Consider the following 13,576-nt stretch of genomic DNA (forward strand, 5'->3'; position numbering starts at 1 on the left):
AAGTTGAGAACGTCACAATCTATTGACTTGCCAAGCTAGTAACTTAATAACTAAATAAGTTACTGGCCGGCTGTGGCGTGGACAGCGGGAACCCTACTGTGGGCAGCGGGCTTCATGACGAAGCCCGTTTTACTTAACGCGGCTGGAAGTCTTCTGCATCCACATCGTAGCCCGACGGCTCCCAGCGAATCGACAACAGCGCAATCAGCCCGGCGAGCGGGGCAATGGCAATCACCCAAAAAACGCCGGTACCCAGCGCGGCGGACAGCACCGGGAACAAGAACAGTGACAGGGTCGAACTGGAACGCATCAGCGTTTGGTTGAAGCCGACACCTACCCCACGCAGCGAGGTGGGGTAACTGAGCGAGGCGAAGGTCATACTGTGCGAGCCCGGCCCGAATCCCTGGCCCAGCAGGAACAGCGCCAACATACCGATGGAGACCGCCGCCTCAGTGCCGCTGTCCGGCCGACCAATTAGCGCCAACCCCAACAGCGCCGCCAGTTGAAAAGCGTAACCCAGCACCGTCATCTTCCACGCGCCGTACGTCGGCACCAGTCGCACAGCAATTAGCCCGCCGACAAAGGCGAACAACAGGTTCAGCGCCAGCGATACCAGAATCGTGCTGAGCATCGACTGCGCCAGAAAACTCGATAGGATCACCGGCAACCCGAACGCCACGGCGTTATAGGCGAACGACGAGGCGACGGCGATAACGGTGGCCAGTACCGTGCGCCGCAGATAAACCCCTTGCAGCAGCGTGCCGTAGTTGCGCCATGAGGCACGCCGCGCCTGCATCGGTTTACCCCGTTCGGCATCTTTCGCCACCACGGCGTTGATATTATAGGAACGGCGTAAAATGGCAGCAGCGCCGTCGAGGTCGCCCTGATTGGCGGCCCACACTGGAGATTCGCTCATATAGCGACTGCGAATGGCGATGATCACCAGCGCCGGAACGGCTCCGAAGCCGAGGATCAGCCGCCACAGCCAGTCGGTGTGGCTCTCTGGCAGTACCGCATACAGCAGCAACACCAGCAAATAAGAGATACTGATTGCGGCATACCAGGTGGGGCACCACATGGCGATACGTGCTGCTTTATTACCACGACCTGACAGTTTGGAAAATTCGGCCAAAAACGCCATGGCCACCGGTAAATCGATGCCGACTCCCAGCCCCATTACAAAACGCGCGCCGCCCAGCACCCACTCGTTGGGGGCAAAGGCGCAGGCGAATGCGGCTATCACGAAGAAGAACATGTCGGCCATAAATACCCGGTAACGGCCGATTTTATCGGTCAGGTAGCCGCCAATAAATGCACCGATAATCGCGCCGAAGGTAATGGCAGAGGCGATCAATCCGGTGCCGGTTGGCGACAGATTGAATTCGCGCGCCACATCTTTGATGCCGAAAGCCAGTGCACCCAGATCGTAGGCGTCGAGAAAGACGCCGCCGAGTGCAATCGCTACGACAATGCGGGCATTGTTGCTTTTGGCTGCACCGCCATTGACCAGCGTGGAGACGTCGGCAGCGCTGCGCAGGGTGATGACTTCACCGGTCGGTAAATCAGTATTCCCTGCCGAATTAGCGGCGTCAGAGGCCGCAATATAACTGGACATGATATTTCTACTTAATAAGCAAAAATCTGAGCATAACGGCGGGTAACAGGCGCTCACCAATTCTTTCTGGTTATAAGCATACAACCCAAGGTTGTTGAAAAATCATCATGTTAAGGGCTGTTTAACTATTCATTCAGTGTGGGTTAGTGAAGGAGTCACGTCACTTTTATCATTCAGCCCACCACTGCCTGGGTTGGCGTAAGGGGCGCAGCGTTGAACGGGAAAAACGACAACGGTTTCTCGAACGGAAAACATCGCCGCACCACGCTTTAATTAGGTAACGAATACCTCTTGGCGGCACGGTGTCACCCCAGAACGCGATGAAAAACCGCCGATCCTGAGAAAGTTTCATCGTGGTGTCGCCAGCCGTTGATGCAACTAGCTGATTTTTAACTTTGCTATGCCGCTTTCGTTATTTTGAGCGCTCCTGCCGCTCGCTGATACTGAGGAAAATCTCAAACAGCGAGCCAGAGCATGTCCTCAGCCAAAAGCCACAGCCACTATTTGCATCCTGCCCAACGCCTCTGGATACAGCAGCTTAACCAGCGTTGGTCCTGGCGGCTGGAGCTGCCGACCTGGGGCATTATGGCGGCGGTTTACGGCGGCTGGTTTGGCGTGGTGCAGTACTGGCAGACGCTGGGACCGTGGCTGGGCACGCCATTGCTAATCCTGCTGACCACCTGGTATATGTCGCTGCAACATGAGCTGATCCACGGCCATCCGACGCGCTGGCCGCGGCTCAATCAGTTATTCGGCCTGCTGCCGTTGTCGGTGTGGTATCCCTACGGGCTGTATCGCGATACGCATATTCAGCACCACCGCAATGAACATCTGACCATTCCGCATGAAGATCCCGAAAGCTATTACTTCAGCCAGGCGCAATGGCAGCGTTTCCCTCGGTTGTACCCGTTGTTGGCCAGGGTACGCAATACGCTGAGCGGGCGCGTGCTGTTAGGCCCGGCACTGGATATCGTCGCCACCGGGGTTAATGCGGCCAAAGCGATTGCCGCCGGTGAATTACGCACTCTGACGATGTGGCTGGTGCATTTGCTGCTGCTGGTGGGGGTATTGAGCTGGCTACAACAGCACGGCATTGGCGTGGCATTTTACCTGCTGGCCATCAGCTATCCGGCGTTGGCACTGACCAAGGTGAGATCGTTTTTTGAGCATCGTGCCGTTGAAGCTCCGCAGGCACGTTCTATTATTAATGAGGCGGCCTGGCCGTGGCGGCTGCTGTTTCTTAATCTGAACTATCATTTAGTTCACCATGATCTCCCCGGCTTACCGTGGTACGGTTTACGGCAGGTGTATCTGGCGGAGCGTGATGAATACCGGCAGCGCAGCCAGGGATTTGTGGTGGCAGGCTATGGCCAGTGGGTAAGTGAATACGCGTTTACCCCGGTTGCCGTTGAGGTTCATCCGTTCAATGCCGGCGTGCTGCCAGGGGAAACACAGGGCGAAAATGAAGCCTGGCCGGCAGAGACATTTATTGTGCGATGGAAGCGCACTTCTCAAGATTTTCCAATCGATCTGGCCAAATAGCCGGGAAATACACAACAAGAGGAAAAAATATGGCAATCACCCCCTCACGTGGTCGCGTATTAGCTTTGGCACTGAGCTTACTCGCTGCCAGCATCGGCGTGGCACAGGCGGCTGACACGGTGCGCGTTGGCTCCAAAATCGATACCGAAGGCTCGTTGCTCGGCAATATTATCGTGCAGGTGCTGGAATCCAACGGCATCAAAACCACCAATAAATTACAGCTCGGCACCACCAAGGTGCTGCGTGGGGCGATCACCTCCGGCGAAATTGACGTCTATCCGGAATACACCGGCAACGGCGCATTTTTCTTCTCTGATGAAAAAGACCCGGCGTGGAAAAACGCCCAGGCCGGTTTCGAAAAGGTGAAGAAGCTCGATTATGACAAGAATAAAATTGTCTGGCTGGATGCGGCTCCGGCCAACAACACCTGGACCATTGCTATCCGTCAGGACGTGGCGGATAGCAATCACCTGAAAACGCTGGCCGATTTGGGCAAGTGGATCAACGGCGGCGGCAAGTTCAAGCTGGCAGCCTCGGCGGAGTTTATCGAACGCCCGGATGCGCTGCCTGCGTTCCAGAACGCTTACGGCTTTAAGCTGAACCAGGACCAGTTGCTGTCACTGGCCGGCGGTGATACGGCGGTGACCATCAAGGCGGCGGCGGAGCAAACTTCTGGCGTCAACGCGGCCATGGCCTACGGTACCGATGGCCCGGTGGCGGCGTTGGGGTTGATAACGCTGGAAGATCCAAAAGGGGTACAGCCGATTTACGCACCGGCACCGATTATCCGCGAGGCAACGCTGAAACAGCATGCCAACATCGCCGAACTGCTGAAGCCGGTATTTGCAACACTTGACGGCCCAACGCTGCAAAAACTCAATGCGCAGATTGCAGTGGAAGGCCAGGACGCCAAACAGGTGGCGGCCGCCTATCTGAAAGAGAAAGGGTTAGTTAAGGGGTAACGCCGCTGGCCCCCGTTGGGGGCCAAAATGGAGCTGGAGAGTTTCTTTGATTATTGCCGTAAAAAACCGCGTATTACTGACGCTGCTTATTCTGTTGCTGCTGGCCGCATTTGGCCTGCCGTTTCTCAGCTATGCCCCCAATCGCCTGCTGTCGGGCAAGAGCATTTCCCTGATTTCCCTGTTGCACGGCCCGGCGCTGTGGCTGCTGGTGCCCATGCTGGTGCTGGCGGTACTCAGCCTGTTGGCACCGGTCAGGCGCAATGCGTTGCTTACCGCGTTGACGGCTTCGGTGTTGCTGGCATTGACCTTCTGGTTGAGTGGGCATGCGGCCCAACAGTTGGCGTCGGAGGGATCCAGACTGGCACGCACTTCCTGGGGCAGTGGCTGCTGGTTGATACTGGCGCTGAGCCTGTTGATGGCCGCCGACGCCCTGACCCGCGTTACCGCCTCGCATTTGTGGCGCATTCTGGGCAACCTGCTGGTGGTACTGCCTGCGTTGGTGCTGTTGTTTAGCCATCAGCTGGATCAACTTTCGCTGCTGAAAGAGTACTACAACCGGCAGGACGTATTTGACGCCGCACTGTTGCAGCACTTGACCATCTTGTTGGCCACGCTGGTGCCGGCGTTGGTGATTGGCATTCCGCTCGGGGTGCTGTGCTTTCGCTCTGTGCGCTTACAAACACCGATATTTTCTACTCTGAACATTATCCAGACCGTGCCGTCGATTGCGCTGTTCGGCTTGCTGATCGCGCCATTAGCCGGGCTGGCGAAGGCGTTGCCCTGGCTGGCAGAACACGGCGTCAGCGGTATTGGCATGGCTCCGGCGATTGTCGCCCTGGTGTTGTATGCGCTGTTGCCGCTGGTGCGCAGCGTAGTGGCCGGATTGCAGAGCGTGCCGGCCAGCGTGATTGAATCCGCCAGTGGCATGGGGCTGACGCGTGGGCAGATCTTCTTGCGCGTGCAGCTGCCATTGGCGTTGCCGTTGTTCCTGACTGGCGTGCGTATTTTGGCGGTGCAGACCGTCGGCATGGCGGTGGTGGCGGCGCTGATTGGTGCCGGAGGTTTTGGCGCCATCGTTTTCCAGGGCCTGCTCAGCAGCGCGCTGGATCTGGTGCTACTGGGGGTGATCCCGGTGATCGTGATGGCGGTAATCGTCGATTCACTGTTTAAATTTTTGGTTTCAATTTTGGAAGTGTCACGCCGATGATTCAGTTTAATCAGGTCAGCAAGATTTTTCAGGGCAAGCCGGCGGTGGACGATCTTACGCTGCGGATTGCCAAGGGCGAATTTGCCGTGTTGATCGGCACCTCTGGCTCAGGGAAATCCACCACGTTAAAAATGATCAACCGACTGATCGAGCACGATCAGGGCAAAATTTACTTTGCCGATGAAGAGATCCAGAAGTTCAAACCGCAGGATCTGCGCCGCCGCATGGGGTACGCCATTCAGTCGATCGGCCTGTTCCCGCACTGGACGGTAGAAGAGAACATTGCCACCGTGCCACAACTGCTGAAATGGCCGCGTGCGCGCATTCGCGATCGGGTGACCGAGTTGCTGGAGCTGCTGCATCTGGAGCCGGATTTGTTTCGCCGTCGATACCCGCACCAGCTTTCTGGTGGGCAGCAGCAGCGGGTTGGGGTGGCGCGTGCGTTGGCCGCCGACCCAGAAGTGCTGTTGATGGACGAGCCTTTTGGCGCACTGGATCCGGTGACCCGTGCGGCGCTGCAGACAGCAATTGCACGTATCCACCATCTTTCCGGACGCACCATCGTACTGGTGACGCACGACATCGATGAAGCGTTGGCACTGGCGGACCGCATCGTGCTGCTCGATCAGGGCCGCATCGTGCAGCAGGGCACGCCGCTGGAACTGTTGACCGCACCGGCCAACGATTTTGTGCGTGATTTCTTTGGCCGCAGCGATCGCGGTATCAAGCTGCTGTCGCTGGAAACGGTAGCGCAACGGGTGCGGCCTGGCCATGTGGAAGGGGAGCCTATTGCCGCCGCCATGAGCCTGCGCGAAGCGCTGTCGGTGTTTGTGGCACGCGGCTGCGAATGTTTGCCGGTGACGGGTGAACAGGGCGAAGCGCTCGGGGTGCTGCATTTCAGCGATCTGATTGTCCAAAAGGCGCTGTCATGAGTGCGCTTCGGGCCCTGCGCTGGCTACGCGATCCGCTGCCCTGGACCTTTGCCCTGTTGTTGGCACTGGTGTTCGGCATGAATCATTTACACGGCCTGTTTGCCGCCTGGTTTCCCGAACTGGAGCGGCCGGTGTATCAGCAGGACAGCTTTATCTCACTGGTGTGGGCGCATCTGTTGCTGGTGGCGGTTTCCAGCCTGGTTGCCGTGGTGATTGGCGTCAGCGCCGGCGTCGCTGTAACGCGCCGCGCCGGTAAGGAGTTCCGCTCATTGGTGGAAACCCTGGTGGCGGTGGGGCAGACATTTCCGCCGGTGGCGGTACTGGCGATCGCAGTGCCGGTGATGGGCTTTAGTGAGCAGCCGGCGATCATCGCGCTGGTGCTGTACGGTTTACTGCCGATCTTACAGGGCACGCTGGCGGGGATTGAGTCTGTGCCCAGCGCTACCCGCGAGATTGCGCAGGGAGTAGGGATGAGCCCCCGGCAGATCCTGTGGCGCGTCGAACTGCCGCTTGCGGCGCCGGTGATCGTCGCCGGCATTCGTACCTCGGTGATCATTAATATTGGTACAGCGGCGATAGCTTCTACCGTTGGTACCAAAACCCTGGGATCGCCGATTATTATTGGCCTGAGCGGCTTTAATACTGCCTATGTGATCCAGGGCGCGGTGGTGGTGGCCCTGTTGGCGATCATTACCGATATGCTGTTTGAGCGTTGGGTACGCCATCTCACCGCCTGGCGTCAGCAGGCGCTGGTGACTTCTTCTTCTGCCGGATAAGGGAACATGATGCAGGTATCTTTACCGATGTACGGCGTGACACATCAACCGGCGGAAGCCTTCTGGCGGGTGCTGCGCGGCAAGTTACTGCAACTGGGATTGCCGCAAGCGCCCGAGTCGCTCAGTTGGCCACAGGATCTGGCGCAGCACTGGCAGCGCGATGACTTGTTGCTCAGCCAAACCTGTGGCTATCCGCTGGCCATCAGCCTGCCGCAGGTGCAACTGGTTGGCACCTATCATTATCGCGTTGAGGGGTGCGAAGGGCCGGATTACAGCAGTTGGCTGGTGGTGCGCGATGATGAGCCCGGCGAACGGCTGGAGGATTTCCGCGGCCGGATTGCGGCCTATAACAGTACCGACTCGCAGTCAGGCCATAACAGCCTGCGGGCGTTGATTGCCCCCCTGGCTCAGGAGGGAAAATTCTTCCGCGCCGCCATTGCTTCTGGTGCGCATTATCAGTCGATTAAGCTGATCCAGAATCGGCAGGCGGATATTGCTGCCGTTGACTGTGTCAGTCTGGAACTGTTGAAACGGGCACAGCCGCAGGCGCTGGCGGGGCTAAAAATTATTGGGCGAACGGCCAGCGTACCGGGGTTGCCGCTGATTACCTCGCGACAAACCCCGCCGGAACAGCTGGAGATACTGCGCGCCGGGGCCAGGGCGATGCTGGGTGACGCGGTGAGTGATAGCCTGTTGATCGGTGATTTCAGCCTGGTGCCGCGTTCGGCATACCAAAAAATCGCCGGGTTGGAACAACAGTCGGCCGCGCTTGGGGTGACGTCGCTTTAAGCTTACAGCCGCCCTCCGCCGTCGGCAGGCTGATAGTGCTGCATGCTGCCATCACTTGGCCTGAATGTTCTCTGCTGGAGTAGCAGTAGCGGCGGCTTCGTTGGAGGTGGTGGTTTCTTCGCTTGGCGTGGTGGAGCGCGTGTACATATTCAGCCCGGCCAGGAAGACGCCGCCGAGTGAACCAAAGGCACACAGAAAGATAACGATAATGAACGATTTTTTAAGCATTGGGATAATTTCGCAGGTTGCCCGGAACAGCGGGAATTATAGTCTCTTCAACGGACGAAACAAGAATCGTTTTGAATGGCGGCCCGCAGACCGCCATTTTGGTCACTCTTTAATGCTGCCGACCGGCTGAACTTTGGTCGGACGCGCAAACAGGAATTTGCCCAGCGTCACCAGCACCACCGCCGCGACGATAATCACCAATGCTGCCCATTCACGCGGGGCCAGCGATTCGCCGGCAAAGCCGATACCGAGCAGCACTGCCACCACCGGATTGACGTAGGCGTAGCTGGTTGCCACCGCCGGGCGCACGTTTTTCAGCAAAAACATATAGGCGCTAATCGCCAGCATCGAACCGAAGACAATCAGATAACCCAGTGCGAAGAAGCCTTTGGCGCTGGGCATTTGCGTCAAACGCTCACCGCTGAGCTGGCTGACGACCAGCAGCACCACACCGGCCACCAGCATTTCCGCTGCTCCGGCCATTGGCCCGGCCGGCAGAGAAATGCGCGATCCCAGTACCGAACCAAAAGCCCAACTGGCGGAGGCCAGCAGGATCAGCAGTGCGCCGGTAGGGTTGCCGACCAGATTATTGCCGGTGTTCAGCAGCACGATCCCCACCAGTCCCAGCCCGATACCTGCCCATTCCAGTTTGGTATTACGCATGCCCCACAGCAGGCTGAAGCACAGGGTGAACAGCGGCACCGTCGCTACCATCACAGCGGCAATGCCGGAAGGTACGTGCTGATGCTCTGCCACGGTCACCAGGCCGTTACCTACCGCCAACAACAAAATGCCAATGGTGCCGGCAGCCAGCCACTGTTTTGCCGTCGGCAATGCGTGGCCGCGCAGTGCTAAAAAGCCAAACAGCACAATGCCGGCGACCAGAAAGCGGATGCCGGCCATCATCAGCGGCGGCCAGCTCTCTACGCCCAGACGAATAACGAAGTAGGTCGAACCCCAGACAATATATAACGTGAACAGCGCCCCGATTAACGGCAGGACGTTACGACTACTTTGGCTTAGCATGGATTTTTATTCTGTAGGGAGGGTTATTATTAGAGGACTCAGTAAACCCGATCGGGCAGAGGATAAGCAACGCTTTTCAGTACTTTTTTAAGCGAACAATGGGCTGGCTTTCCGGTGGTGACTCATCGGATGACGCCAGCCGGTGGGCTGCCTTGTGCCGGATGTCGGTTACAGCAGTGAAATACGGTAGGCGCAGCGGCGCGCACCGGCCAGAATATGCTCTGAGCGTTCAACCTGAGCCTGCAGCACCTCGGTAAAAACACTCAGTTCCGCGCGGCAGAACCCCTGACAAACGGTGGCGGCGGCGCAAATAGGGCAGTGGTTTTCTACCAGCAGAAAAGAACCGTCCTCCTGCAGGCGCGACTCGGCCATGTAGCCTTCGCGACAACGGATCGCCGTCAGGCGCGCTACGCGTTCCTGCAAATCCGTGGCGCCGACCATTGCCTGCTTGTAGTTAATGCGCGTTTCCTGCTCGCGGGTGTCGATCAACAGTTCGATGGCCTGTTCGCCCAGCTTGTCGCGAACGGTGCGCAGCAGTTGTACCGTCAGTTCGGAATGGGTGTCCGGAAAGCGTGCATTGCCTGCGGCAGTCAGGTGCCAGAGCTGCACCGGTCGGCCGACGCCACGGGTTTCCGCCACGGCTTCAACCAGCCCATCTTTCGCCAGCTTGACGAACTGCTGGCGCGCGGCCTCGCCGGTGGTACCAAGGACTTTTCCTGCATCAGACGCTTGCTGTGGGCCGCGGGTTTTCAATAGTGTCAGCAAACGGTCACTGACCGATTGTGCGGGGCTACCGCCATTTTCCAAGTTTATTCTTGACATATTTCTCCGCCTCGCCCTACTCTTATTCCAAGATAATTCTTGTTAAATTTAACGCAATATCACTCTTAACTCAATGCCATTCCTCTGAAAACAGGACGACAACTGTGATAACCAACGATGATAGCCGCTGGGCCGATCTATTTTCCGGCAAAAATGGTGCCAGTGCGATCGCGCTCTCACTCGGCGTAGCGCTGCATGCAATCAATATTCTGGTCGCTACCACCATTCTGCCCTCGGTGGTGCAGGATATCGGCGGGCTGAGTCTGTATGCCTGGAATACGACGCTGTTTGTGGTGGCGTCGATTCTGGGTTCGGCATTATCGGCTCGTTTACTCAGCGGTTACGGGGCTCGCAGTGCCTACGTGGTAGCGTCACTGTTCTTTATTGCCGGGGCGATGCTGTGCGCGCTGGCGCCGTCAATGCCGGTGATGCTCCTCGGCCGAACCGTGCAGGGCTTCGGCGGCGGGCTGATTTTCGCGCTTTCGTACGCCATGATCAATCTGGTATTTGAGCAAAAACTATGGCCGCGGGCGATGGCGCTGATCTCGGCAATGTGGGGCATCGCGACCCTGGTAGGGCCGGCGGTGGGCGGCATTTTTGCCGAACTGAATGCCTGGCGCTGGGCCTTTGGCATCCTGTTGCCGGTGATGGTGCTGTACGCCGGGTTTACCTTCCTGATCCTGCCAAAAGGCAAACCGCAGCAACAGGCGGCACCGCTGCCGCTGGCTCAGCTGCTGCTGTTGGCGACGGCGGTAATGGTGGTGTCCGCCGGTAGCCTGGCGGATAGCGCGTGGATCAATCTTGGCGGCATTGCGTTGGCCGTGCTGATGATGGCCTGGCTGATACAGCGTGAAGCGCACTCACGCGCCCGATTGCTGCCGAAGGGGGCTTTGCGCCGCGGTTCGCCGCTGGCCTCGTTGTATATCACCGTCTCTCTGCTGGTGGTGGGCATGACCAGTGAAATCTTCGTGCCTTATTTCCTGCAAACGCTGCACGGCCAGTCCCCGCTGATTTCCGGTTATATCGCGGCCACTATGGCTGCGGGGTGGACGTTATCGGAAATCCTCAGTTCCGGCTGGCGCAGTGCGGGCATCCGCCGGGCCATTGTCAGCGGGCCGATGTTGGTGTTGGTGGGGCTACTGGCATTGGGCCTGCTGATGCCGATACCTTCTGGCGGCCATTGGGCAGGGCTGACGCCGATTGTGATTGCGCTGACGCTGGTGGGCTTTGGTATTGGTTTCGGCTGGCCGCATCTGTTGACGCGTATTCTGCAGGTTTCGCCTGAGGCCGATAAGGATATTGCCGGGGCGTCGATCACCACGGTGCAACTGTTTGCGACCGCCTTTGGGGCTGCGTTGGCCGGGATGATTGCCAACCTGGCCGGGTTAAATGTGCCGGGTGGTGCGCAGGGCGCAGCCTCCGCTGCTCGCTGGCTGTTCCTGCTGTTTGCATTGGCGCCGCTGCTGGCGGTGTTCAGTGCCTGGCGTTGCGCGGCGATCGCACCGCCGGTTGCCGACAGCGACAAGCAGGTACCAGAGTCGTCGGCTCTGCCGTCATAACAGCGAAAGACTTTTCGCCAAGTTGTAGTGCCAGTTAAAAATCTGGTTGACGAATCCCGTATTTGAGATTATTTCTCTTATATGGGATTTTTTTGTATCAGAGACTTAATCATGGATAACGGATTGGAAAGTGCCGATCTCAGACTGGCGCAGCGACTGTCTGATTTACGCCAGCAGCAGGGCTGGTCGCTGGAGGAATTGGCTCAGCAAACCGGCATCAGCCGGGCGACGTTGTCGCGGGTCGAACGCGCTGAAACCAGCCCGACCGCTTCATTGTTAAACAAACTGTGCTCGGCCTATGGGTTGACCATGTCGCGGCTGCTGAGCGAGGTCGAGGACGAGCCGCCGGAGTTGCTGCATCGTGAGCAGCAGACGGTATGGGTGGATCGCGCCAGCGGTTTTCATCGCCGTTCGGTATCACCGCCTGCTGCCTTGTATAAGGCCGAGTTTATTGAATGCACACTCGAGGCCGGGGCGGTGATTGCCTATGACGCGCCCTCGATACATGCGCTTGAGCACCATTTGTGGCTGCTGGCAGGGCGGCTAGAACTGACGCTGGAGGGGCGCACCTTCCAGCTTGAGCCGGGTGACTGTCTGCGTTATCGGCTGTTCGGCGCTTCAAAATTTCATGCCTCCGGCCCTGAGCCGGCCCACTACACCCTTGTTATCAGCAGGCCTTAATCATGATTGAGATACAGCAACTGAATGCCGAAGCGGCACAAAACGCGATCCCGGAACTGGCCGAAATGCTGCAAGCCAGCGTCGCCCAGGGGGCGAGCATTGGTTTTATCATGCCGTTCACACTGGAGCAGGCGCAGGCGTTCTGGCGTGGCCTGCTACCGGCGATTGAGCGTGGGGAAAGGTTGCTGCTGGTGGCATACGATGCCGGGCGTGTGGTGGGTACGGTGCAGCTGCTGCTGGCGATGCCGGACAACGGTCGCCACCGGGCCGAGGTGCTAAAACTGATGGTGCACCCGGACGCTCGCCGCCGGGGTATTGCCCGTAGCCTGATGTTGCAGGTGCAGCAAAGCGCACTTGAGCAGCATCGGCATTTATTGGTGCTCGATACCCTGACCGGCGATACGGCGGAGGGCATGTATCGCCAGTTGGGTTTTCAACTGGCGGGTAGCATTCCGCAATACGCCCTCGCAAGCAACGGCAGTGCGCTGGATGCCACCAGTTATATGTATAAGTTGTTGTAACTTTGCCCCGTCGTCCGTAGGGGCGAATACCGGGCGCAGCATGCGGCGCCCCTACAAGATTAGCGGGTGAGCAGGGATTACTGCCCGTTCCAGGCCTTGATAGCCTGTTGGCGTATCTGCAGTTTTTGCTCCGGCGTCAGCTTGTTATAGTCCGGCGCCATGCCACTTTCCCAGTCGCCGTACAGCGGGTTCGGCAGCACGATGTATTCGGTGCCGAACTTGCTTTGGTTTTCGGCGACAAACGCGCGGCGCTGTGCATTATCCTTGTGGTAGGTCGCGGCCCCGAAGTCGTTCAGGTTGTCACCGGCGTAGACCACAATATCGTAACCCGCGTTTTTGATGGCGTCGAAGCGTGGCTGCTTGTTGGAGGTATCACCACTGAGCAGCACGGTTTTTTCCGACATGCCGGTAAAGCCCAGTTTCTGCATATTAGCCACCGTGGCGGCGTATTCAGACTGCTTGCGGTTGGAAACGTAGAACATGGTGCCCTGATGGCTGTTGACGTAACGGGCAAATTGCACGGCACCCGGAACCGCACCGGCTTGCTCTGCCTGCGACCATTTGGCCCAGGTGGCTGCGGCGAAAGGCTGGCCCTGCTGCGCCTGCCAGCCGGAATACGGGCTGTTGTCCAGCATGGTTTCGTCCAGATCTACCACCACGGCTTTCTTTTTGCCCGGCGTGGCCCTGGCCTGATCAAAGGCCAGTTTGGCGCTGTTGAACGCCTGGTGCGATAGCGCCTGATATTCTCCGGACTGCTGGAACCAGTTCAGTGCCAGCACGGACTGATCTGCCAGGCGTTGCTGGGCCTGCAGATCGGTTTTTGGTGGCTGCGCGCAGCCGGCCAGAGTCAGTAGCGCCATACCGATCGCCGTGCCAAGGGCCATTTTCTGTTTATTTATTCCTGCCATAAATGAAT

Annotated in this window: 14 protein-coding genes; 9 read left to right on the forward strand and 5 right to left on the reverse strand. The window is 58.2% G+C overall.

Annotated elements, in window-relative coordinates; all coding sequences use genetic code 11:
- Positions 1-133: 133 nt before the first annotated feature.
- Positions 134-1,615 carry an MFS transporter gene (locus M2406_RS00845; protein WP_259188076.1) on the reverse strand — a complete coding sequence of 494 codons (1,482 nt, stop codon included), beginning with the start codon at positions 1,613-1,615 and terminating at the stop codon, positions 134-136.
- Positions 1,616-2,089: 474 nt separating this feature from the next.
- Here M2406_RS00845 and M2406_RS00850 point away from each other — a divergent pair, with 474 nt between their 5' ends.
- From M2406_RS00850 to M2406_RS00875, 6 genes are read left to right on the forward strand one after another with little or no spacing between them, the layout of a single operon-like run.
- On the forward strand, positions 2,090-3,157 hold the full coding sequence (locus tag M2406_RS00850) for a fatty acid desaturase (protein ID WP_259188078.1): 1,068 nt from the start codon (positions 2,090-2,092) through the stop codon (positions 3,155-3,157).
- Positions 3,158-3,186: 29 nt separating this feature from the next.
- On the forward strand, positions 3,187-4,119 hold the full coding sequence (locus M2406_RS00855) for an ABC transporter substrate-binding protein (RefSeq protein ID WP_218215789.1): 933 nt from the start codon (positions 3,187-3,189) through the stop codon (positions 4,117-4,119).
- Between the two features lie 46 nt (positions 4,120-4,165).
- On the forward strand, positions 4,166-5,326 hold the full coding sequence (locus M2406_RS00860) for an ABC transporter permease (protein WP_012005879.1): 1,161 nt from the start codon (positions 4,166-4,168) through the stop codon (positions 5,324-5,326).
- A complete protein-coding gene (locus M2406_RS00865) occupies positions 5,323-6,258 on the forward strand; it encodes an ABC transporter ATP-binding protein (protein WP_259188083.1) in 936 nt (311 codons plus the stop codon). The genes M2406_RS00860 and M2406_RS00865 overlap by 4 nt, the downstream gene beginning before the upstream one ends.
- The gene (locus M2406_RS00870) at positions 6,255-7,034 is read left to right on the forward strand and encodes an ABC transporter permease (RefSeq protein WP_112363927.1); all 780 of its coding nucleotides are present in this window, start codon (positions 6,255-6,257) and stop codon (positions 7,032-7,034) included. The genes M2406_RS00865 and M2406_RS00870 overlap by 4 nt, the downstream gene beginning before the upstream one ends.
- Before the next feature lie 9 nt (positions 7,035-7,043).
- Positions 7,044-7,823, forward strand: coding sequence for a phosphate/phosphite/phosphonate ABC transporter substrate-binding protein (locus tag M2406_RS00875; protein WP_259189920.1), 780 nt, complete (start codon positions 7,044-7,046; stop codon positions 7,821-7,823).
- Between the two features lie 51 nt (positions 7,824-7,874).
- Here the strand turns inward: M2406_RS00875 and M2406_RS00880 are convergent, their stop codons facing one another.
- The 3 genes from M2406_RS00880 to M2406_RS00890 all read right to left on the reverse strand — a co-directional run bounded on the left by M2406_RS00880 (position 7,875) and on the right by M2406_RS00890 (position 9,899).
- The gene (locus tag M2406_RS00880; protein ID WP_012005883.1) at positions 7,875-8,051 is read right to left on the reverse strand and encodes a hypothetical protein; all 177 of its coding nucleotides are present in this window, start codon (positions 8,049-8,051) and stop codon (positions 7,875-7,877) included.
- A gap of 102 nt (positions 8,052-8,153) precedes the next feature.
- On the reverse strand, positions 8,154-9,077 hold the full coding sequence (gene yedA / locus M2406_RS00885) for a drug/metabolite exporter YedA (protein ID WP_115182954.1): 924 nt from the start codon (positions 9,075-9,077) through the stop codon (positions 8,154-8,156).
- A gap of 168 nt (positions 9,078-9,245) precedes the next feature.
- A complete protein-coding gene (locus M2406_RS00890) occupies positions 9,246-9,899 on the reverse strand; it encodes a metalloregulator ArsR/SmtB family transcription factor (protein WP_012005885.1) in 654 nt (217 codons plus the stop codon).
- Between the two features lie 104 nt (positions 9,900-10,003).
- Between M2406_RS00890 and M2406_RS00895 the strand changes: the two genes are divergently transcribed.
- The 3 genes from M2406_RS00895 to M2406_RS00905 all read left to right on the forward strand — a co-directional run bounded on the left by M2406_RS00895 (position 10,004) and on the right by M2406_RS00905 (position 12,660).
- Positions 10,004-11,458: an MFS transporter gene (locus M2406_RS00895; RefSeq protein ID WP_135344501.1), complete on the forward strand. Its 1,455-nt coding sequence runs from the start codon at positions 10,004-10,006 to the stop codon at positions 11,456-11,458.
- Between the two features lie 111 nt (positions 11,459-11,569).
- Positions 11,570-12,139, forward strand: coding sequence for a helix-turn-helix domain-containing protein (locus M2406_RS00900; RefSeq protein WP_112363923.1), 570 nt, complete (start codon positions 11,570-11,572; stop codon positions 12,137-12,139).
- A gap of 2 nt (positions 12,140-12,141) precedes the next feature.
- A complete protein-coding gene (locus M2406_RS00905) occupies positions 12,142-12,660 on the forward strand; it encodes a GNAT family N-acetyltransferase (RefSeq protein WP_259188090.1) in 519 nt (172 codons plus the stop codon).
- A gap of 77 nt (positions 12,661-12,737) precedes the next feature.
- Here M2406_RS00905 and M2406_RS00910 read toward each other — a convergent pair whose 3' ends face one another.
- Positions 12,738-13,568, reverse strand: a complete 831-nt coding sequence (locus tag M2406_RS00910; protein WP_310473569.1) for a 5'-nucleotidase, lipoprotein e(P4) family — start codon at positions 13,566-13,568, stop codon at positions 12,738-12,740.
- Positions 13,569-13,576 lie beyond the last annotated feature (8 nt).

The sequence above is a fragment of the Serratia sp. BIGb0163 genome (genome assembly GCF_024809935.1).
Classification (GTDB): Bacteria; Pseudomonadota; Gammaproteobacteria; order Enterobacterales; family Enterobacteriaceae; genus Serratia; species Serratia quinivorans.